Origin of the sequence: Pseudomonas sp. B21-028 (assembly GCF_024749045.1) — a bacterium.
Classification (GTDB): domain Bacteria; phylum Pseudomonadota; class Gammaproteobacteria; order Pseudomonadales; family Pseudomonadaceae; genus Aquipseudomonas.
On the sequence record NZ_CP087184.1, the window covers coordinates 1701152 to 1722743 of the forward strand.

Consider the following 21592-nt stretch of genomic DNA (forward strand, 5'->3'; position numbering starts at 1 on the left):
CGTCGCACCGCCCCGCTGGGCTGCGAAGCGGCCCCAATTCAAATTTTCTGACCCACCATGTGTTCAGGTTTTAGGGCCGCTTCGCGCCCCAGCGGGGCGGTGCGACGTTTCGCTAAATCCCCTCGCCACAAAGTTTTGCGAGTGAACGCCGGTATGGAGAACCCCCAATGACCAACGCTCTACCCGACCTGAAACTGCTGCGCATTTTTGTCAGCGTGGTCCGGCACCAGGGGTTCGCCAATGCCCAGCACGAACTCAACCTCTCGACGTCGGCCATCAGCACCTACATGAGCCAGCTCGAGTCGGCCTTGGGCCTGGTGCTGTGTCATCGCGGTCGGGGCGGTTTCAGCCTGACCAGCAAGGGCGAGTTGTTCCATCAGGAAACCCTGCGCCTGTTGGGCGAGCTCGAAGGTTTCGAGCAGTACGCTGCAGCTCTGAAGGGTGAGTTGCGTGGCACGTTGAACCTGGGGGTGATCGATTCCACCGTCAGCGACAAGGCCCTGCCGTTCGCCGAGGTCATCGGCGCCTACAGCCTTGAGCACCCGGCGGTGCACCTGCACTTGTCGGTCATGAGCCCTTACGAACTGCAACTCGGGGTGCAGGACAATCGCCTGGACCTGGCCATCGGTGCGTTTTCCACGCGCATGAGCGGGCTGGTCTACATGCCGCTGTACCGCGAGCAACACTGGTTGTACTGCAGCAATCGCCACCCGCTGTTCAACGAACGGCGTATCCCCGAACAGCTCATCACCCAGCAGCGGATGGTCGGGCGCGGTTACTGGAGCCAGGCCGAGCTGGCCCGCCACGGCTTCAAGCACAGCGCCGCGACGGTGGAGAGCATGGAGGCGCAACTGATCCTGGTCTTGTCCGGCGCCTACATCGGTTACCTGCCCGAGCATTACGCCCAGGCCTGGGTCGACAAGGGTGACTTGCGGGTGCTGCTGCCGGCCACGTTCGGCTATCAGGCGCCGTTTTCGATGATCATGCGCCGGGGCCGCAGCCGCGAGCCGCTGATCCAGACTTTCCGCGACCTGCTTAAAGCGCAGCTCCACCAGGCCTGAGGTGACGATGTCCAGAATCCATTGCCCGCGCTGCCTCCGACCGCAAAGCCATTGCCTGTGCCCGCTGATTCCCAGCCTCGACAGCCGCACCCGGGTCTTGCTGCTGCAACACCCCAGCGAAGTGAACCACGCCCTGAATACCGCCCGGCTGGCGGCGCTGGGGCTCAACAATGCCGAGTTGATCGTGGGTGAGGTGTTCGAGCATCTGCCTGCGTTACTCAATCGACCGGGTTATCGGGCCTGCCTGCTGTTTCCCGGCGAGGATGCGCAGCCGATGCAGGCCTATGGACCGTCCGATGACCCGCTTTTATTGGTCGTGCCGGACGGCACCTGGCGCAAGGCGCGCAAGTTGCTGCACCTCAATCCTTCGCTGGCGGCGTTGCCGAGGGTGACGCTGGCCGACGGCGGGGTGTCCCGTTACCGTTTGCGCAAGGCTCCGGGACCGGGCGCGTTGTCGACGGTGGAGGCGATTGTCCAGGCGTTGCAGGTGCTGGAGGCGCCGATCAGTTTCGAGCCGTTGCTCCGGCCGTTCGAGGCGTTGATCGAGGGGCAGATTGCGGCGATGGGGGAGGAGACGTTTCGGCGTAATCATGCTGACAGATAGTGCTGGCCTCATCGCGAGCAGGCTCGCTCCCACAGTAAAGCAGTGATGATCACACATTTTGTATCCACTGGAGATCCTCTGTGGGAGCGAGCCTGCTCGCGATAGCGGTAGAACCATCAATGAACATCCTGGCTCAGACTACCGCTCGCGCATCGCCTCGGTCCGCGCCTTCAACACTGGCTTGAGCAGGTAATCCAGCACACTTTTCTCCCCGGTAATAATGTCCACCGTCGCCACCATCCCCGGAATGATCAGCAGCGGCTTGGTGTCGCCGCCCAGATGGTTCTTATCGGTACGCACGTGGATCAGGTAGAAGCTGTTGCCCTTGTCGTCGGTGATGGTGTCGGCGCCGATCAGTTCGAGCCGGGCGCTCAGCCCACCGTAGATGGTGTAGTCGTAGGCGCTGAACTTGACCATGGCTTTCTGGCCCGGGTTGAGGAAAGCAACATCCTGCGGGCGGACCTTGGCTTCGATCAGCAGGTTGTCCTCCATGGGCACGATTTCCACCATGTCGCTGCCGGGCTGCACCACGCCGCCGATGGTGTTGACCTTGAGCTGCTTGATCACCCCATGCACCGGTGAAACCACGGTGGTGCGGGTCACGCGGTCGTCGATGGCGATGCTGGAGGCGGTGATCTTCGACAGGTCCGTGCGTTTCTCGTTGAGCTCCTTGGCCGCGTCGGAGCGGAAAGTCTGTTCCGATTCGTCGATCTTGCTCTTGATTTCGTTGATCGCTGATTCGGCCCGGGGAATCGCCAGGGTGGTTGCGTTGAGCGAGCCACGGATCTCCACCGCGCTGCGCTTGAGCCGCAGGATTTCCACCGGTGACACTGCCCCGGTGCTCACCAGCGGCGCGGACATGTTCATTTCCTCTTGCAGCAGGGCCAGGCTGGAGCTGAACTGGCCTTGCTTGGAACGAAACTCCGCCAGTTCCTGGGTCTTCTGCCGCAGTTGCTCGGTCAGTGTCCGTTGTTCGCTGGCCAGGCGCCGTTGCCGTTGCTCGTACAGCGCGCGCTCGTCCTCGGCCACTTGCGGAGCCTTGGCGGTCACCTCGGCTGATGCCTGGAACGGCCGCCCCTCGGCTTCCGCCGACAGACGCTGGACCTGCGCCATCAAAGCATAGCGGTCGGCCTCGCTCTCGCCCTTGTTCGACCGATACCGCGTATCGTCCAGACGCAGCAGAGTGTCGCCCTTGTTCACCATCTGGCCTTCGCGGACGAAAATCTCAGTGACGATGCCGCCCTCCAGGTTCTGGATCACCTGGACCTTGCTCGACGGAATCGCCTTGCCCTCGCCAGTGGTGACTTCCTGCAGGATCGCCAGCTTCGCCCAAACCAGTGCAGTGACGATCAGCCCGGCGGCCAGCCACACGGTGACGCGGGAGCGGCGGGGTGAGTCCTGCAACGCCGCGCCGGCGGTTTCCGGCATGAACTCGCTTTCGGCGCTTTTGCTGAAACTGCCGAAGTGGCTTCGGGCGGCTGGATCGGATGTTTGGGCAGACATGGGGATACCCGTCGGTTAAGTGAAATAAAGCCGGATGAGGTTTTTGTGGCGAGGGGATTTAGCGAAACGTCGCACCGCCCCGCTGGGCTGCGCAGCGGCCCTAAAACCTGACACCTCGGTATATCAGGCAGATTGAGTTGACTGGTTTGGGGCTGCTTTGCAGCCCAGCGGGGCGGTGCGACGTTTCGCTAAATCCCCTCGCCACAGGGTTCGGTGGTGTTTGCTAAACCGTTCCGGAACCCACCCGCCCCTTGCGTAGTGCATCGATCACCACTTCTTTCGGTCCATCCGCGACGATCCGGCCGTTGTCCAGCACCACCAGGCGATCCACCAGGCTCAGCATCGAGGTGCGGTGGGTGACTAGCAGCAAGGTCTTGCCCTGGATGTGGGTGTGGAGCTTTTGTCGCAAGGTATCTTCGCTGCTGTTGTCCATGGCGTTGGTGGGTTCGTCCAACAGCAGGATCGGCGGATCGAGCAACAGGGCCCGGGCCAGCAGCACGGCCTGGCGCTGGCCGCCGGAGAGCAGTTGGCCGCGTTCGCCCACCGGGCGGTCGAAACCCTGGGGATGTTGACGGGCCAGTTCGCCGACGCCGGTCAGTTCCGCCACTTCGAGCATGCGGGCATCGCTGACGTAGCGGGCGCCGAGGGTCAGGTTGTCGCGCAGGCTGCCGGCCAGCAGCGGCAGGTCATGGGCGACATAGCCGATCTGCTGGCGCAGGTCGGCGACGTCCAGTTGCCGCAGGTCCAGGCCGTCGAGCAGCAACTGGCCCTCCTGCGGTTCATAGAATCCCATCACCAGGCGCGCCAGGGTGCTTTTGCCCGAGCCACTGCGGCCGATGATCCCGACCCGCTCACCGGCCTTGAGCTGGAAGCTCGCGTTCGACAGCGCCGGGGTGCTCTGGTCGTTGTAGTGGAACGTCACGCCGTGGACGTCCAGCGCGCCCTGCAATTGGGTACGGTCCAGCGGCCGCTGTTTGGCATCGCGCTCCTGGGGCAACGCCATCAGGGCGTCGGTGCTGCGCATGGTGAGTTGGGCCTGCTGGTAGCGGGTGATCAACCCGGCGATCTGCCCCAGTGGCGCCAGGACCCGGCTGCCAAGCATGTAGGACGCCACCAGCGCGCCGACGCTGAGGTTGCCGGCGATGATGCTGTAGACCCCGGCGACGATGGTGCTCATGCCGGCCAGTTGCTGGAGGAACAGGGTGCCGTTGGTCGCCAGCGCCGAGAGGTTGCGCGCATGGCTGTCCAGGCGGGTGAGGGCGCCGTGGGTGCTTTCCCATTGATGCTGGCGTTCGCTTTCCGCGCTGCAGGCTTTGAGGGTTTCCAGGCCACCGAGGGTTTCGATCAGCAAGGCCTGGCGCTGGGCACCCAGGGCCAGGCTTTTTTGTACGGTGTCGCGCAGGCGCACCTGGATGATCAGCGCGAAGATCACCGTGATGGGGAACGCCACCACCGGAATGACCACCAGCCAGCCCCCCAGCAAACCGATCACCAACAGCATCAGCACGGCAAAGGGCAGGTCGATCAGGCTGGTGAGGGTCACGGCGGTGAGAAATTCCCGCAGGCCCTGGAAGTCATGGATGCTCTGGGCGAACCCGCCGATGGTCACCGGCCGGGCCTTCATCGCCATGCCGGTGATGCGCTCGAACAGGGTGGCGGAGAGAATCACGTCGGTTTTCTTGCCGGCGCTGTCCAGCAAATGGGCGCGCACCACTCGCAGTACCAGCTCGAACCCGGTGCCGATCAACAGCCCCACCGCCAACACCCACAGGGTAGACGTGGCCTGGTTCGGTACCACACGGTCGTAGGTCTGCATGACGAACAGCGGCACCATCAACCCCAGCAGGTTGATGAGCAGACTTGCCAGGATCGCGTCGCTGTACAGCCAGCGTGACAATTTCAAGGTGTCGCGAAACCACGCTTCGACCCGTGGCACCAGGGGCGCACGCAGGTCTTCGAGTTCATGGCGTGGCCGGGCGAACAGCGCCTGGCCACTGTAGTCGGCGGTCAGTTCCTCGCGGCTGACCCATTGTTCGCCGCCGTCGGCTTCGCAGGGCAGGATCAGTGCCCGGCCGTCCTCATGCCAGCGTCGCAATACCGCGCAACGCCCACCCGCCAGCATCAGCATCACTGGCAGATTGAGGGGCGAAATCTCGGCCAGGCCACGGCGCAGCACCCGTGCCTGCAAACCGGCCCGGGCCGCTGCACGTGGCAGCAGGTCCAGGCTCAGCCGTTGGTGCGCCATTGGAAGCCCGGCGCTGAGGCTGGCGCGGCTGACCGTCGCGCCATGGAGTTTGCAGAGGATCAACAGACCATCCAGCAGAGGGTCATCGAAGCTCAGGCGCGGATCGGCGCCGGGGATAGCGGGTTCCATGCTGGTCACATTGATCGCTCCCAGTGGGTTACTTCAATTCGGGCAACCGCGCTTCGCTCTTGACTTCGGTCTGGGCGATGGCGTCGGCCGGCAGCACGATCCGTTGTTTGCTCAACAACAGGCCCATGTTCGCCAGCACCCGGTACATCGAGTATTCCTCGGTGTAGCGCACTTCGGTGTAGCGACGGTTGGCGTTGTACAGCTCGTTTTCGCTGTCGAGCAGGTCGAGCAGGGTCCGCTGGCCGAGGCCGAACTGATCCTGGTAGGCGGCGCGCACGCGGGCGGTGGTGTCGGCATATTCCCGGGCGGTGGGGGTCTGTTTGCGAGCGTTGAGCATCGCGTTCCAGGCCAGGCGCGTGTCTTCGTTGAGTTGGCGCAAGGCGTTGTTGCGAATGTCCATGGCCTGATCGATCTGGTGCGCGTTGGAGGCCAGTCGTGCCTTGTCGCTGCCACCGCGGAACAGGTTGTAGTTCATCACCACACCGACCCGCCAGTTGTTGTCGTGGCCTTCTTCGCCACCGATGTTGTTATTGGCGCCCACCGCGGCCTCGGCGTCGAAGCGTGGGTAGAACGGCGACTTGGCCACTTCATATTGACTCTCGGCGGACTGCACGTCGGCCTGGGCCGATTTCAGGTATGGGTGGTTCTCCACCATGCTCTGCTGGGCTTCGCGCAGGTCGGCGGGCATTTCCCCCTTGGTCGATGGCGGTGCTTCCAGCTCATCGGGCATGCGCCCGACCACGCTGTAGAAGTTCGCCTCGGCGTCTGCGAGGTCGACCTGGGCGGTGTCGTAGTTGTTTTCCGCCAGCGCCCGACGGGCATTGGACTGGTCGGAGTCGGCCGTGCTGCCCACCCCGCGCTGGGTGCGCAAGCCGATCTGATCGTTGACCCGCAGGTGCGCCTGCAGGTTGTTCTTGGCCAGGGTCACCAATTCTCGACGCTTGAGCACTTCGAGGTAGACCTCGATGGTGCGCAGGGCCAGGTCCTGGGCGGTGCCTTGTGCGTAATAGGCCCGGGAATTGACCACACCCTTGGTGCGCTCCACCTCATTGCTGGTGTTGAACCCGTCAAAGAGCATCTGCCGCAGACGTAGCTCCGACTGGGTGTAGGTCAGGGTGTTGGTGTTGTGATTGCCCAAAGCACGGGTGTTGGGGTTGTCGCTGTAACCACGGCCGTAGCCGGCATTCAAGTCCACTGACGGAAAGAAGCCTCCCCTGGCGACCTTGACGTCTTCATTGGCCGACAGGCGGCTGTCCACCCGTTGCGCCAATTCAGGGTGCGTCGCGATGGTGCTTTGGATCGCTTCGGTCAGCGACATGGCCTGCGCAGAAGAAGAGCAGGCCATCGCCAGCAAAACCGCGCTGCAAAGAGGGGATAAAACGCGCATGGGGTGCATCTCCTGAGGTCTGTTGTGCTTCTGTTTCGCCAGAATATTGACGTATTTAAGATCAAAACCGTTTCAACCTTGTAACAACACAGCTAAGAACATCCTGAGGGAAACCTAAGAAGAATTTCTCATAAGACTTATGCCGAAAAAAACTTATGTGCCCGGAAAAAAGCGGCACATTGTTCAAGGGCGAGTCCTTTGAAATTGCGGGTTCTGACGGCTTTTAGACGTCAAATAAAAGTTCCGTTGGAATTTTTAAACAATGTGAAGAGGTGCAAGCAGGGTCGAATGAGCAGGGTTTTTAAGTGACGGTTTTTTGTCGTTGTGGCGAATAGCTAGCGCTTCTTGAACCTGCGAAAGCTGGCAGATTTTCCAGATTTCTGGTTGTCCCTAAGCACGGATTTCTTCACCCAAAAAAGTGCCGACCGCGGTTGGCAACGGAGGGATGCACATGGCAGCGCTCATCGGTACCGTCAGCAAGATTGTGGGGCAGGTTTTCGCGGAGACTGCCGCAGGCCAGCGGCGTCCTCTGGTCGAAGGGGACCGGCTGTATGCCGGCGAGCACCTGATCACCGGTGCTGAAGGGGCGGTGGCCGTGCACCTTGCGAATGGCCAGGACCTGACCCTGGGCCGTGAAAGCAACCTGACCCTCACTGCGCAACTGCTGGCCCACCAGGCTCCCCATGTCGATGCGCCTGAAGCGGCGACACCGACGGCCGGGCAACTGACCGATGTGCAGAAACTGCAGCAAGCCATCGCCGCCGGTGCCGACCCGACCCAGACCGGTGAAGCCACCGCCGCTGGCCCCGGTGCCGGTAATGCGCCCGGAGCCTTGGGCGGGGGGCACAGCTTTGTCCTGCTGGAAGAGGTGGGCGGCGTCGTGGCGCCGCAGATCGGCTTCCCTACGGCCGGATTCAACGGGGTTCCCGAATTTCCGCTGATACGCCTGGCTGGCGATGAGAATGGTAACGGCAACAATGAAGCCGTGCCACCGGTGACCCCTGAACCACCGGACAACCCCGTGACCCTCGACGGCCTGAGCGTGGAAGGTGGCGAACTGACCGCCAACGAGGCCAACCTGCCCGACGGCTCAGCCAGCAATCCGGGCGCATTGGTGCAAAGCGGCACGTTCACCATCAACGCGCCTGACGGGCTGAACAGCCTGAGCATCGGCGGCATCAGCGTGATAGCCGGCGGCGTTCCCGCAGGTTTTCCTCAGGCCATCACCACCGCGCTGGGCAATACCCTGACCATCACCGGCTACAACCCCTCCACCGGGGTGGTCAGCTACACCTACACCCTGCTCGACAATGAAAGCCATCCTGCCGGCGACGGCGCCAATACTCTCACCGAACAGTTCCCGGTCGTGGCCGTGGACACCGACGGCGACAGCGCCACCGGCACCCTGGACGTCAACATCACCGACGACGTGCCCCAGGCGATCGACGACAGCAACGCCAGCACCGCATCGGAAACCTTGGTCACTCTCACCGGCAACGTATTGCCCAACGACCACCAGGGCGCCGACCGCATTCCCACCGGCCCCGACAGCGGGCCGATCATCGGCGGGACGTTCACTGGCACCTACGGCACCCTGGTGCTCAACCCCAACGGAACGTACACCTACACCCTGGACACCAGCGACCCGCAATTCGTGGCGCTGCATGGCGGGGGAAGCGGGACCGAAACCTTCACCTACACCCTGACCGATGCAGACGGTGACAGCAGCACTGTAAACCTGGTGTTGCAAGTGCACAACAACGACGATCCGGTGATCATCACTGGCCTGGACACCGAGGGCGGCGAGCTGACGGTGCAGGAGAAAAACCTCAGTGACGGCACGAGCCCGGATGGGCCGGCCCTGACCCAGAGCGGCACCTTCACCGTAACCGCGCTGGACGGTGTGCAGACCTTGAGCGTCGGCGGCATCACTGTCGTCAGCGGCGGCGTGGCGGCTGGTTTTCCACAGTCCATCACGACGGCGTTGGGCAACACCCTGACCATCACCGGCTTCGACACCGCCACAGGGGTGGTCAGCTACAGCTACACCTTGCTGGACAACGAAGTCCATCCAAACGCCAACGGCGCCAACAGCCTCAGCGAGCAATTCAACGTCGTTGTCACCGATGACAACGGCACCACGGCAACCGGCAATCTCGATGTGAACATCGTCGATGACCTGCCTCATGCCGTGGACGACAGTAACGTCGGCACCGCATCGGAAACCAACCTGACCCTGACCGGCAGCGTGCTGACCAACGACACCGAAGGCGCAGACCACGTGGTTTCGGGCCCGATCACACCGGGTACGTTCACCGGCACCTACGGCACCCTGGTGCTCAACGCCGATGGTTCCTACACCTACACCCTCAATCCCGTCGATACGGACTTCAAAGGTTTGCACGGTGGCGGCAACGGCACTGAAACCTTCACCTACACCCTGACCGACGCGGACGGTGACAGCAGCACTGCGAACCTGGTGCTGCAAGTGCACAACAACGACGATCCGGTGATCATCAGCGGCCTGGACACCGAGGGCGGCGAGCTGACGGTGCAGGAGAAAAACCTCAGTGACGGCACGAGCCCGGATGGGCCGGCCCTGACCCAGAGCGGCACCTTCACCGTGACCGCGCTGGACGGTGTGCAGACCTTGAGCGTCGGCGGCATCACTGTCGTCAGCGGCGGCGTGGCGGCTGGTTTTCCACAGTCCATCACGACGGCACTGGGCAACACCCTGACCATCACTGGCTTCAACGCGGCCACAGGGGTGGTCAGCTACAGCTACACCTTGCTGGACAACGAAGCCCATCCAAACGCCAACGGCGCCAACAGCCTCGGCGAGCAATTCAATGTCGTGGTCACCGATGACAACGGCACCACGGCAACTGGCAATCTCGATGTAAACATCGTCGACGACCTGCCTCATGCCGTGGACGACAGTAACGTCGGCACCGCATCTGAAACCAACCTGACCCTGACCGGCAGCGTGCTGACCAACGACACCGAAGGCGCAGACCATGTGGTTTCGGGCCCGATCACACCGGGTACGTTTACCGGCACCTACGGCACCCTGGTGCTCAACGCCGATGGTTCCTACACCTACACCCTCAATCCCGTCGATACGGACTTCAAAGGTTTGCACGGTGGCGGCAACGGCACTGAAACCTTCACCTACACCCTGACCGACGCGGACGGTGACAGCAGCACTGCGAACCTGGTGCTGCAAGTGCACAACAACGACGATCCGGTGATCATCACTGGCCTGGACACTGAGGGCGGCGAGCTGACGGTGCAGGAGAAAAACCTCAGTGACGGCACGAGCCCGGATGGGCCGGCCCTGACCCAGAGCGGCACCTTCACCGTAACCGCGCTGGACGGTGTGCAGACCTTGAGCGTCGGCGGCATCACTGTCGTCAGCGGCGGCGTGGCGGCTGGTTTTCCACAGTCCATCACGACGGCACTGGGCAACACCCTGACCATCACCGGCTTCGACACCGCCACAGGGGTGGTCAGCTACAGCTACACCTTGCTGGACAACGAAGCCCATCCAAACGCCAACGGCGCCAACAGCCTCAGCGAGCAATTCAATGTCGTGGTCACCGATGACAACGGCACCACGGCAACCGGCAATCTCGATGTGAACATCGTCGATGACCTGCCCACCGCCCACGCCGATTCCGCCACGGTGAATGAAGGCGGGACGGTCAGCGGCAACGTCCTCGACAACGACGTGGGCGGTGCCGATGGGCCCGCTGCCAGCGGCGCGGTGATCGGCGTACGCGCCGGCAGCGACACCTCGACTCCGGCGATCGGCGGCCTCAACACCCAGATCAACGGCACCTACGGCTACCTGACCCTGGATGCCAATGGCAACGCGGTCTACCACAGCAATCCGGACACCGTCAGCGCACCCGGCGCCACGGACGTATTCACCTACACCGTACGCGATGCCGACGGCGATGAAAGCACCACCACCGTCACTATCGACGTGCACGACGTCTGCCTTGTCGCCACGCCGGATCAGGACATCAGCGTCCACGAAGAAGCCCTCGACCTGAATCAGGATGGCCAGGATCTGGCCCCCGGCACGGTCACCGGCAGTGACCCGAGCGCCACCAGCGAAACCGCCACCGGCAGTCTCGTGGGGGCGGTGACCGGTGCCGTTGGTGCCGTGACCTTTACCCTGGTAAGCGATGCCACCGGCGCCCATGGGCAGTTGCTGCTCAACCCGGACGGTTCCTATACCTACACGCTGACCTCGCCCGCCACGACAACGCCCCATGCCAATGACGGCCCGAACGTAACGAGTGAGAGTTTCACCTATCAGGCCACGGACTCCCTGGGCAACACCGTCACCAGCACCATCGTCATCAACATCGTCGACGATGTGCCCAAGGCTTATTGCGACACCGCCGCGGTGGTGGAGGGCGGGACGGTCAGCGGCAACGTGCTGGACAACGACGTGCTCGGCGCCGATGGCGGTACCGTCATCGGTGTACGGGGTGGCAGCGATACTTCAACCCCGGCGGTTGGCGGCCTCAACACCCAGATCAATGGTACCTACGGCTACCTGACCCTGGATGCCAATGGCAACGCGGTCTACCACAGCAACCCGGACAGTGTCAGCGCATCCGGCGCCACGGACGTGTTCACCTACACCGTGCGTGATGGCGATGGGGATGAGAGCACCACTACCATCACTATCGATGTACACAACAGCTGCCTTGTCGCCGAAACCGACCATGACATTACCGTCTACGAAAAAGCCCTCGACCTGAACCAGGACGGCCAGGACCTGGCCCCTGGCGCGGTCACCGGCAGCGACCCGAGCGGTACCGGCGAAACGGCCAGCGGCAGCCTGGTCGGGTCGGTCTCGGGTGCCACTGGCGCGGTGACTTTCACTCTGGTGGGCAACGCCACGGGGGCTTATGGTCAGCTGCTGCTCCATCCTGACGGCTCCTACACTTACACCCTGACCTCACCCGCCACGACGACCCCTCACGCCAATGACGGCCCGAACGTCCTGAGCGAAAGCTTCACCTACCAGGCCACGGACGCTCTGGGCAACAACGTTAGCGGCAGCCTGGTGGTGAGCATCGTCGACGATGTGCCCAGCGCCGTTGCGTCTGAACGTTCAGTGACGGCGGTGGAGATCGATTCGAACCTGCTGATCGTGCTCGATGTGTCTGGCAGCATGGCCGATGCCTCCGGCGTACCGGGGCTTTCGCGGCTGGATCTGGCGAAGCAGGCTATCAGCGACTTGTTCGACAAGTACGACGACTTGGGAGACGTCAAAGTCCAGCTCGTGACCTTCAGCAGCAGTGCCACCGACCAGACTTCGGTGTGGGTCGATGTGGCAACGGCCAAGACGCTCCTCGCCAGCCTGACGGCTGACGGCGGGACCAACTACGATGCGGCAGTGGCGGCGGCCAAGACTGCGTTCGTCACCTCTGGGCAACTGACCGGGGCGCAGAACATCGGCTATTTCTTTTCCGACGGCAAACCGACGTCGGGCCAGGAAACCGGTGCGGCCGATGAAGCGGCCTGGAAAGCCTTCCTCGACGCCAACGACATCAAGAACTACGCCATCGGTCTGGGCAGCGGCGTCAGCAATGCCAACCTCGACCCGCTGGCCTACGACGGCAGCACCCATACCAACACCAACGCCGTGGTGGTAACCGATCTCAGCCAGCTCAATTCGGTACTGTCCGGCACCGTGCAAGGCGTGCCGGTCACCGGCAGCCTGTTGGGCGAGGGCGGTACGTTCGGCGCCGACGGCGGCTATGTCAAAAGCCTGGTGGTCGACGGCACCACGTACAGCTATGACCCAGCCGCCAACGGTGGCCAGGGTGCACTGACAGCCAGTGGCGGGGCCAACCACGGCACGTTCGACAGCGTGAACAACAGCGTGAGCATCGCCACTGCCCACAACGGTACGCTGGTGATCAACCTCGACAGCGGCGAGTACAGCTACACCTCCCAGACCACCACCAGCACGGTGATCAGCGAAAATATCGGCTACACCGTCAGCGACAACGATGGCGACCTGGCAAGCTCCAGCCTGGTGATCAACGTCGTGCCCGATAGTCCACCCGTGGCGATGGACGACAACGTCATCACCAACGTGCTGTCGGGCAATATCGTGGTACCGGGGGAACTGCTGCTGGGCAACGACAGCGACGCCAATGGCGATCCGCTGAGCGCTTCACCCACCAGCTTCAACACAGGCTGGGTCGGCAAGGGCGGGGACTTCACCGGCAGCACTGGCACGGCCAGTTTCACCGGCAACAACGTGCAGTCGATCAATCTCGACCGCAGCACCTTCGTCGCCAATGCCGCCGCCATGACCGCCGTACTGGTAGTCAGCGGGGCGCTGGGGATGGTGTCCAACAACAATACCAACGATGAGGACCGCCTCAACATCAGCCTCAAGCAGGGCGAAACCCTGACCCTGGACCACAATCTCGCGGCTGGTCGCATTGCCATGGAATATTCCCTCAATGGCGGACCGTTCATCGCGATCAACGACGGGGCCTCGTTCACCGCGGCGGCGGACGGCAATTACCAGATCCACGTGACCAACATCCCCAACCCCGGTGGCGGCAACGCCAACGCCGCGGAAAACTACCAACTGACCCTGACCGTCAACTACGCCGGCGCCCAGGACAGCACGCCGGATTACCATGGCAGTTACACCGCCAGCGATAGTCATGGCGGCAGCGACAGTGCGGCGGTGAGCATCAGTTACCAGGCGGGCCATACCCTGACCGGCACCACGGGAGACGACGTGTTGTTGGCCGGCAATGGCGACAACCTCCTCAGCGGCGGGGACGGCAACGACATCCTCAGTGCCGGTTCGGGCAACAACACCTTGCACGGCGGAGCAGGAAATGACTTGCTCTACAGCGGCGCGGGCAATGACCTGCTCGATGGCGGCACCGGCACCGACACCGCCAGCTACGCCCATGCCACCGCCGGTGTCACGGTCAACCTGGGCCTGCTCGCCGCGCAAAACACGCTAGGCGCCGGTACCGACACCCTGGGCGGTGTCGAAAACCTCGTCGGCTCAAACTTCAACGACACCCTCACCGGCGATGGAGCCAGCAACCGCATCGACGGCGGGTTGGGTCATGACGTGCTCAATGGCGGTGGCGGCGATGACATCCTGATCGGCGGCCTGGGCAATAACACCCTCACCGGCGGCAGCGGCGCCGACACGTTCCAGTGGCAGGTGGGCAACAGCGGTCATGACGTGGTCACCGACTTCACCCCCGGCCTCGACAAACTCGACCTGTCGCAACTGCTGCTGGGAGAAAACGGCACCAGTGCATCGCTGGACGACTACCTGCACTTCACCGTCACCGGCAGCGGCGCATCGGTCATCACCAGCGTCGACGTCAGCGCCACGGCCGGCGCCACGCCGAACCAGACCATCGACCTGGCCGGCGTCGACCTCGCCAGTCACTACGGCGTGACACCGGGAGCAGGAGGGATGATTGCGGGCGGGGCGGACACGGCGACCATCATCAATGGGATGTTGAATGATCATTCGTTGAAGGTGGATACGGTGTGAGCTGAGTTGAAACGGCAAACCCCGCCGTTTCCGGGTTTTGATCGTTCCCACGCTCCGCGTGGTAATGCAGCCTGGGACGCTCTGCGTCTCCAAGAGCCGAACGCAGAGCGTCCGTTGAGGCATTCCCACGCAGAGCGTGGGAACGATCAAGGGCGGAGTGGCTAGCGATGTTCGACGTTGTCCAGTGCCCGGTTCGCGAGCAATGCGCCCAGTTCAATCAATTGCTGGATACCCAACGCCACATGCCGCCGGGAACCGTTCAGCTCGAAGGCCAGATCACTGACCATGGCATTGGCCGAGGCCAGGGTTTCGCTGAGGTTGGCGAGCAGGATTTCAGTGTCGATGCCATTGACGACGGCAAAGAGCTGATCGAAGGGCGGATCGATCTCGGACCCGCTCGGTTTGGGTTTCAGGTAAAAGTCGAGGGCGCGATCGGCGGCTTTGTCATATGAGGATGTGGGGTCGGCGTCTGGCGGATTGGGAGTTACTTTGAACATAAGATGAAGCTCCATGTGTAATGAAAGGAGCCATCACCCTCGCTACCAAACGAAGGGTGGCGGCCATACGAAGGTTGGTAGACCGGACCACATGGAAAGCCGGCGCGCCCGAGGGCGCCCTGCGCATGGCCACCATAAGACGAATGCCAAAAAGACACCGTTGAAGGTGACGCTGTGCGTCATGTGGAGGACGGGCTACCAAACCCGATCGCTGATTCGTCAGCGACCGGCAAACGATAGATCTCGCCCCCCTGGTGCACAAGCCGGCGGATTCTGGCGTAGTTGTAGGCAATGGCGCAAGGCGGTGTAGCTGAGTGCAGTAGTGTCCTACGGCTCAATAAACACAATAGATCAATGCTTTATCGATAGCGTGTGCCTGATCGCCGTAGAGAAGGGCAGGCTTGCGATTTTTTGAACTTCCTCTTCAAGGAAATCCTGAATATCGTTCTCCGAATATTCTTCAGGCATATCCATCATATCCATGAGTGCTTGTGCGGTGTTTAGGTAAGGACGAACCGCCTCTCGCCTCATCTCACGCAACGCTCCGTTCTGAGCATCCAGGTTGAAGATTCGCAATGTTTCGACTGCCCTGTGTCTCGACCGATCATCCAGATTTGCTCGCGGGACAATGGTGCCGTCGCTGACGAAAATGAAATAGTCGTCGGGATTGTCCACGTCAGGTTTAACCAGAATGGCATGTTCATAGGCGGCGCAGCGGTCCTTGAACTTACCGCAGGCATCTTCACGGCAGCATGAGCCAAAGAGGTTTATCCATTCGAAGGTGCCCTTAGGGTATCTATCTCGTTGTCGAAAATGCTCAATATGACGAGATGTCCTGATATCGGCTTCACAGTAAGCGCATCGGGTATCCTGCATGGCTTGGAGGCACTCCCAGACCTGCTCGCGCTCCAGTGCGGTCGGGGACTGTGGCGACCATTTATGCACTCCGTGTTTGTAGCGGGTGAGGCAACGCGGTCCTTCACCTCTAACAAGCTTGCGCATGGCCCCGATTTCCTTGTCTCACGGTTTTGTCAGTTTCTTGCGTTTGAAGGTTTCCAGCCGGATCAGCCGATGGCAGTCGAGCATGTTCGGGTGCTTGACGCCAAAGTGTTTGTCCAAGTACTGACGCAGTGCCAGACCCTCTGTCGTTTCATGCAGGTTCTGCTGGATCAACGCCATGTATTTGCTCAGTTTTTGAGCTGGCTCGTTATCAGGCGTCGGATCGATGTCCATGACGTAGGCCAGCACCTGAGAGCTGGCAACTCCCTGAGTCTGTTGCTCCACATCATTGACGGTGATCTGTCGTCCGCCCTCATCGGTTACCGTTTGAAGGACCCGGATGCAATGAGCATGCACCGAGCTGATCACCTGTGGGCTGTGCGTCGTCATGACGAATTGAATGTGTGGGAAAGCATCGAGCAGGTCAGGTACGACGGTTTGTTGCCATGCTGGGTGCAAATGCATGTCGACTTCATCGATCAAGACGACGCCAGAGCTCTTACGAGGCGCCGAAATGCCCAAGTGAGGGTTGAGTTTCACGCAGCGATAGGCAATGTCGGCAGCCAGGGCGACGATGTTGCGAATACCATCGCTGAGTTGGCTGACTTTCAATACTCCATGGACAGGATGTTCCAGCACCAGGTCGGAGAATTCACTGCTATACGCCAGGTCTCGCCATCCTGTACGGGTCGCGAGGACGGCATTTACCGCGTTCTGTACCGCCAACACCGGATGGGCAAATTCGTCCTTAACATCGACGCTGAGTTTTCCACGTTCCAAGTTACGGATCTGCTCTTCCCGATAGCTGCGAAAGATTCGCGTATACCATTTGGCGAAGTGCTTATAGCTTGAAGCAGGGTCAAGGCAGTCGCGATAGGCGTAGGTTCTGGAGAGCTCCGCGTTTTCCGCTTTTTCCTGCGTCGCGGTCAGTTTCTTCTGGCTCCAGAGCCGTCCAGTGCCGTAGTAGGCAAGAACCGGAAGGTCGAAGGGGTCGTGCTTGCCGGACGCCGCTCGTTTGAATATTTGTACTTCAAGAGCTTCGGCAGCCATTTCCAGCATGTTGGTGCTGGCATCCCCTCGGGTTTGGGTACCTTTACGGATGCTTTCCCGACGGCGCGACCATGTCCAGGTTTTTTCTTGAAAGTGGGCGTGTGCAGTCAATCGAGCGGGAAGAGATGGCTCCATTTGATGGGCCGCGAGAGGGCGCAGGAAAACATCTTCCGGGTGAATACCAGTTACATCGTTGGTGGTACTGCCAAGATCAAAACCGCGGACATAGGGCCACAACGCGACTTTAATCGCGTCCAGCAAGCTCGTTTTGCCTTGACCGTTGCGCGCAACCAACAAAGTCAGCTGGGAATCCAGCTCAAGTGTCAGGGTAGGGAAGCAGCGATAGTTTTCTAGCTCCAGCCTGATCAGTTTCACAGACTTTCCTCCATGTGGACCGATGCCAGGCTACGGCAGAAGTGATGTTCCGGGGACAGATGTGGCGCGAATTCTACTGTGAATGAAAACAGGTGAATACTACTCACAATTCCCATCGCGAATCACGGTTTGTGCAGGGTCTTCTGTCGCAGGATATAAACCGTCACTAACACCGCACTCGTCAACATGAACCCCCGTGCCCATGGCAAGGGCACCAGGTAGCACGACAACAGAATGCTCGCCCACATCAACCCGATGGCGTAGACCTTGCCCTTGAGCGGGATGCCCTTGCCGCTGAGATAGTCCTTGATCCATGGCCCGAGTCGCGGGTGCTCCACCAGCCATTGGTAGAAGCGCGGTGAGCTGCGGGCGAAGCAGGCGGCGGCCAGCAGCAGGAAGGGGGTGGTAGGCAGTACTGGCAGGAAAATCCCGATCACCCCCAATGCCACGCTCAGCCAGCCGATGGCCAGCAGTACGTAGCGCAACATCAGGGGGCGGTTGCCTATGGGGTTGTCCATAGGCCGCGTCTTAGTGGTGACGAGGCTTGAGGATCGCCGGCTTCTCGTCCGGAGCGTTGCACAACAGGTACAGCGCGGTGAGGGCTTCCGGGATCTGTACGATCATGTCGTCCATCAGGTTGGCGTCGGCGGCGATGTCGGAGAATTCCGGTTGCTCGTCGAACAGGCCGGAACCGACCATGATCGGCAGCAGCATTTCGCTGACTTCCTCTTCGGCGGTTTCGAACCAGGCCGCTTCGCGCAGGAACACGCCTTCCATGAAACCGATGCACCAGCCGCGCAGTTCCGAGTCGTCCGGGTCATCGCCCAGGTCCAGTTCGCAGGGCAACTCGAACTCTTCGTCGGACGCCAGTTGACGGGCAATGTGCGCCTTGAGGCCGACCAGCGTGGCTTCGATTTCGATGCGCTGGGCTTCGTCGGTGTAGTGCGGCTCTTCGGCGAAGAGGGCGTCGATCCACTCGCGGTCCGGCACCTGCTCGGAGCAGATCGACAGGGCGGTCAGGTAGCCATGAGCGGCCACGTAGTCCAGCGCTTCCTCGTGCAGCTCATCGGCGTCGAGAAAGACTTGCAGGCGGGTCAGTTGCTCAGCGAAGGACATTACAGGCTACCTTGGGGAATAAACAATGCGGGAATTCTAGGCTTTCTTGAGCGCCCAGGCCAGCCGCTTGGCAGATTTGCCTGCTTCGCTGCGACTGACAGGGGCTTTGTGGCTGACCTGCCATCTCTCAAACACCTCCTGTCAGCAACACCCTCTGCGCGGAAGGCCTCGGGTATACTGCGGCGCTTTGTGATGCCCTGCGGCGTCCCACCGGTTCGAAACGCGCACTTACGATTTGCCGGTGCAGCATGTTCGGTTCTGAACCAGCCTTGCAGGGATGTTTCGGTGATTTTTGGAGTTTCTATGCTCGAACAGGCTCAACGCGTCCTCAAGGACATCTTCGGCTACGACAGTTTTCGTGGCCGTCAGGGTGCCATTATTGAGCGCGTGGCCAGCGGTGGCGATGCCTTGGTGCTGATGCCCACCGGCGGCGGCAAGTCTTTGTGCTTCCAGGTTCCGGCGCTGTTGCGCAATGGCCTGGCGGTGGTGGTTTCGCCGTTGATCGCCTTGATGGACGACCAGGTCGCGACGCTCGAGGAACTGGGCGTTGCCGCGGCTTCGCTGAACTCCACCCTGAGCGCCGAGCAGCAGCGGGATCTGGCGGCGCGGATCCGGCGCGGTGAGCTGAAAATGCTCTACCTGGCCCCGGAGCGCCTGGTACAGCCGCGCATGCTGGCCTTCCTGCAGAGCCTGGAAATCGCTCTGTTTGCCATTGACGAAGCCCACTGTGTGTCCCAGTGGGGTCACGATTTCCGTCGCGAATACCTGCAACTGGGGCAACTGGCGGAGCTGTTCCCCGATGTCCCGCGTATCGCCCTGACCGCCACCGCCGACAAACGGACGCGGGAAGAAATCGTCGAGCGCCTGCACTTGCAGGACGCCGAGCGGTTCCTCTCCAGCTTTGATCGCCCCAACATCTTCTACCGCATCGTGCCCAAGGAGCAGCCGCGCAAGCAATTGCTGGCGTTCCTCGCCGAACGGCGCAGCGATGCCGGCATCGTCTATTGCCTGTCACGGAAAAAGGTCGACGAGGTTTCGGCGTTTCTCTGCGACCAGGGGTTTCCGGCGTTGCCTTATCACGCCGGCCTGCCCAACGAACTGCGGGCCCATAACCAGAAGCGCTTTCTCAACGAGGAAGGTTTGATCATGGTCGCCACCGTGGCGTTCGGCATGGGCATCGACAAGCCCAACGTGCGTTTCGTGGCGCACCTGGACCTGCCCAAATCCCTCGAGGCCTATTACCAGGAAACCGGTCGTGCCGGCCGGGATGGCTTGCCGGCCGACGCCTGGATGGCCTATGGCCTGCAAGACGTGGTGATGCTCAAGCAGATGTTGCAGAACTCCGAAGGTGACGAGCGCCACAAGCGCCTGGAGCAGCACAAGCTCGATGCCATGCTCTCGCTGTGCGAAGAAACCCGCTGCCGTCGCCAGACCTTGCTGGCCTATTTCGACGAAGACATGCCCCAGCCGTGCGGGCACTGCGACAACTGTGTCGATGGCGTGGAAACCTGGGACGCCACCGAGCCGGCGCGCCAGGCGTTGTCGACCATTTTCCGCACCGGCCAGCGCTATGGCGTGGGGCATCTGGTGGATGTCCTGCTGGGCAAGGACAACGAGAAGGTCCGCAGTTTTGGTCATCAGCACCTGTCGGTGTACGGCGTCGGCAAGGCCCGCTCCGAGAGTGAATGGCGTTCGCTGTTTCGCCAGCTCGTGGCCCGTGGCCTGGTGGACATCGACCTGGAAGGCTATGGCGGCCTGCGCTTGAGCGAGACCTGCCGGCCGTTGCTCAAGGGCGAGGTGAGTCTGGAGCTGCGCCGCGATCTCAAGCCGGCGACTGCGGTCAAGAGCAGCAAGAGCCAGGCCAGCCAACTGGTCCGTGGCGAAGAGCGCGATCAATGGGAAGCCTTGCGTGCCTTGCGACGCAAGCTGGCCGAGGAGCATGCCGTGCCGCCTTACGTCATCTTTCCCGACTCGACGCTGCTGGAAATGCTGCGCAGCCAACCCACTTCCCTGGCGGAGATGGCCCGGGTCAGCGGCGTCGGCGCGCGCAAGCTGGAGCGTTATGGCGAAGCCTTCCTCCAGGTACTGGGCGGCGAGGCCGAGGCGCCGAAGGCAGTGGCCGATGTGCGCCATGAGCTGATCACCCTGGCCCGGGCCGGCATGACCCCGTTGCAGATCGCCGGACAGCTCCAGTGTTCGGAGAAAAATGTCTACACGATGCTTGCCGAAGCCATCGGCCAGCAGCAACTGTCGCTGGAACAGGCCCTGGATTTGCCCGAGGAACTGATGGGGGAAGTGCAGGATGCGTTCCTCGACGGGGAGGGCGAGCTGCCGGCAGTGGCGGAGATCGCGGTGCTGTTCGTCGGTCGAGTACCGGAAGGTGTCCTGTATTGCGTGAGGGCTGCGTTGCAGTCGGAATTCGAAGTCTGATCAGTAAGTTGCGTTCCTTTAACGATTCAGTGCCGGGCAGGCCTTGCTTGAATCCAGTGTGCATGCTTAGCTGACTAATAATTAGCATTTCTCCTATTTCAGATCTGATGAGTTTTTTATGTCGTTGACCGATCAACACCGTTTTGGCATGCAACTGGCGCAGATGTCCCGGGGCTGGCGTGCCGAACTGGACCGGCGTCTGGCCGGGCTGGGCCTGTCCCAGGCGCGCTGGCTGGTGCTGTTGCACCTGGCCCGCTTCGAACACGCGCCAACCCAGCGCGAACTGGCCCAGAGCGTTGCCGTCGAAGGCCCGACCCTGGCCCGTTTGCTCGACAGCCTGGAAACCCAAGGGCTGGTGCAGCGCCAAGCCGTGGCGGAGGACCGCAGGGCCAAGAAAATCGTGCTCTGTGCACCGGCCCGGCCGCTGATCGAACAGATTGAAACCATTGCCACGCAACTGCGCCGGGAGCTGTTCGAAGGCATCGACGAAGAAGACATGCGGGTGTGCATGCGGGTCCACGGCACGATCCTGGCCAATCTGGAAAAATCCTGAGGTATTTCTGCGATACCCCGACTTTTGAGATTCGGCGATTAGCGAACTATAACCAGTACTAAGCGATCGT

At 61.7% G+C, this 21592-nt stretch carries 13 protein-coding genes; 5 read left to right on the plus strand and 8 right to left on the minus strand.

What is annotated here, in order from left to right; translation table 11 throughout:
- Positions 1 to 167: 167 nt before the first annotated feature.
- Positions 168 to 1061: a LysR family transcriptional regulator gene (locus tag LOY35_RS07795; protein ID WP_201868982.1), complete on the plus strand. Its 894-nt coding sequence runs from the start codon at positions 168 to 170 to the stop codon at positions 1059 to 1061.
- A gap of 7 nt (positions 1062 to 1068) precedes the next feature.
- The gene (locus LOY35_RS07800; RefSeq protein WP_258631822.1) at positions 1069 to 1665 is read left to right on the plus strand and encodes a tRNA-uridine aminocarboxypropyltransferase; all 597 of its coding nucleotides are present in this window, start codon (positions 1069 to 1071) and stop codon (positions 1663 to 1665) included.
- Positions 1666 to 1803: 138 nt separating this feature from the next.
- Here LOY35_RS07800 and LOY35_RS07805 read toward each other — a convergent pair whose 3' ends face one another.
- The 3 genes from LOY35_RS07805 to LOY35_RS07815 form a co-directional block, all read right to left on the minus strand.
- Entirely contained in the window at positions 1804 to 3168 is a 1365-nt protein-coding gene (locus LOY35_RS07805; protein WP_258631823.1) for an HlyD family type I secretion periplasmic adaptor subunit, read from the minus strand.
- A 223-nt stretch (positions 3169 to 3391) separates the two neighbouring features.
- On the minus strand, positions 3392 to 5551 hold the full coding sequence (locus LOY35_RS07810) for a type I secretion system permease/ATPase (RefSeq protein WP_258631824.1): 2160 nt from the start codon (positions 5549 to 5551) through the stop codon (positions 3392 to 3394).
- 19 nt (positions 5552 to 5570) lie between these two features.
- Positions 5571 to 6929, minus strand: a complete 1359-nt coding sequence (locus LOY35_RS07815) for a TolC family outer membrane protein (protein WP_258631825.1) — start codon at positions 6927 to 6929, stop codon at positions 5571 to 5573.
- Between the two features lie 451 nt (positions 6930 to 7380).
- Between LOY35_RS07815 and LOY35_RS07820 the strand changes: the two genes are divergently transcribed.
- Entirely contained in the window at positions 7381 to 14502 is a 7122-nt protein-coding gene (locus LOY35_RS07820; RefSeq protein ID WP_258631826.1) for a retention module-containing protein, read from the plus strand.
- 161 nt (positions 14503 to 14663) lie between these two features.
- On the opposite strand, the gene LOY35_RS07825 is transcribed toward LOY35_RS07820, so the two are convergent.
- The 5 genes from LOY35_RS07825 to LOY35_RS07845 form a co-directional block, all read right to left on the minus strand.
- A complete protein-coding gene (locus LOY35_RS07825; protein ID WP_258631827.1) occupies positions 14664 to 14999 on the minus strand; it encodes a DUF6124 family protein in 336 nt (111 codons plus the stop codon).
- 351 nt (positions 15000 to 15350) lie between these two features.
- Positions 15351 to 16001 (minus strand): retron Ec78 anti-phage system effector HNH endonuclease PtuB, encoded by a 651-nt coding sequence (gene ptuB, locus LOY35_RS07830; protein ID WP_258631828.1) that lies wholly within the window; start codon positions 15999 to 16001, stop codon positions 15351 to 15353.
- 18 nt (positions 16002 to 16019) lie between these two features.
- On the minus strand, positions 16020 to 17423 hold the full coding sequence (locus LOY35_RS07835) for an AAA family ATPase (RefSeq protein WP_258631829.1): 1404 nt from the start codon (positions 17421 to 17423) through the stop codon (positions 16020 to 16022).
- Between the two features lie 122 nt (positions 17424 to 17545).
- The gene (locus LOY35_RS07840; protein WP_258631830.1) at positions 17546 to 17941 is read right to left on the minus strand and encodes a YbaN family protein; all 396 of its coding nucleotides are present in this window, start codon (positions 17939 to 17941) and stop codon (positions 17546 to 17548) included.
- Positions 17942 to 17951: 10 nt separating this feature from the next.
- A complete protein-coding gene (locus tag LOY35_RS07845) occupies positions 17952 to 18539 on the minus strand; it encodes a YecA family protein (protein WP_024778612.1) in 588 nt (195 codons plus the stop codon).
- A 303-nt stretch (positions 18540 to 18842) separates the two neighbouring features.
- Between LOY35_RS07845 and recQ the strand changes: the two genes are divergently transcribed.
- Together recQ and LOY35_RS07855 are read left to right on the plus strand one after the other, a co-directional pair.
- On the plus strand, positions 18843 to 20969 hold the full coding sequence (gene recQ / locus LOY35_RS07850; RefSeq protein WP_258631831.1) for a DNA helicase RecQ: 2127 nt from the start codon (positions 18843 to 18845) through the stop codon (positions 20967 to 20969).
- A 118-nt stretch (positions 20970 to 21087) separates the two neighbouring features.
- Positions 21088 to 21522 carry a MarR family transcriptional regulator gene (locus LOY35_RS07855; RefSeq protein ID WP_258631833.1) on the plus strand — a complete coding sequence of 145 codons (435 nt, stop codon included), beginning with the start codon at positions 21088 to 21090 and terminating at the stop codon, positions 21520 to 21522.
- The last annotated feature ends 70 nt before the right edge of the window (positions 21523 to 21592 follow it).

Bases quoted from the DNA above. Each gene is read 5' to 3' on its own strand.
- LOY35_RS07795 (WP_201868982.1), top strand. From the start codon at position 168: ATGACCAACGCTCTACCCGACCTGAAACTGCTGCGCATTTTTGTCAGC.
- LOY35_RS07800 (WP_258631822.1), top strand. From the start codon at position 1,069: ATGTCCAGAATCCATTGCCCGCGCTGCCTCCGACCGCAAAGCCATTGC.
- LOY35_RS07805 (WP_258631823.1), bottom strand. From the start codon at position 3,168: ATGTCTGCCCAAACATCCGATCCAGCCGCCCGAAGCCACTTCGGCAGT.
- LOY35_RS07815 (WP_258631825.1), bottom strand. From the start codon at position 6,929: ATGCGCGTTTTATCCCCTCTTTGCAGCGCGGTTTTGCTGGCGATGGCC.
- LOY35_RS07820 (WP_258631826.1), top strand. From the start codon at position 7,381: ATGGCAGCGCTCATCGGTACCGTCAGCAAGATTGTGGGGCAGGTTTTC.
- LOY35_RS07825 (WP_258631827.1), bottom strand. From the start codon at position 14,999: ATGTTCAAAGTAACTCCCAATCCGCCAGACGCCGACCCCACATCCTCA.
- ptuB (WP_258631828.1), bottom strand. From the start codon at position 16,001: ATGCGCAAGCTTGTTAGAGGTGAAGGACCGCGTTGCCTCACCCGCTAC.
- LOY35_RS07840 (WP_258631830.1), bottom strand. From the start codon at position 17,941: ATGGACAACCCCATAGGCAACCGCCCCCTGATGTTGCGCTACGTACTG.
- LOY35_RS07845 (WP_024778612.1), bottom strand. From the start codon at position 18,539: ATGTCCTTCGCTGAGCAACTGACCCGCCTGCAAGTCTTTCTCGACGCC.
- recQ (WP_258631831.1), top strand. From the start codon at position 18,843: ATGCTCGAACAGGCTCAACGCGTCCTCAAGGACATCTTCGGCTACGAC.
- LOY35_RS07855 (WP_258631833.1), top strand. From the start codon at position 21,088: ATGTCGTTGACCGATCAACACCGTTTTGGCATGCAACTGGCGCAGATG.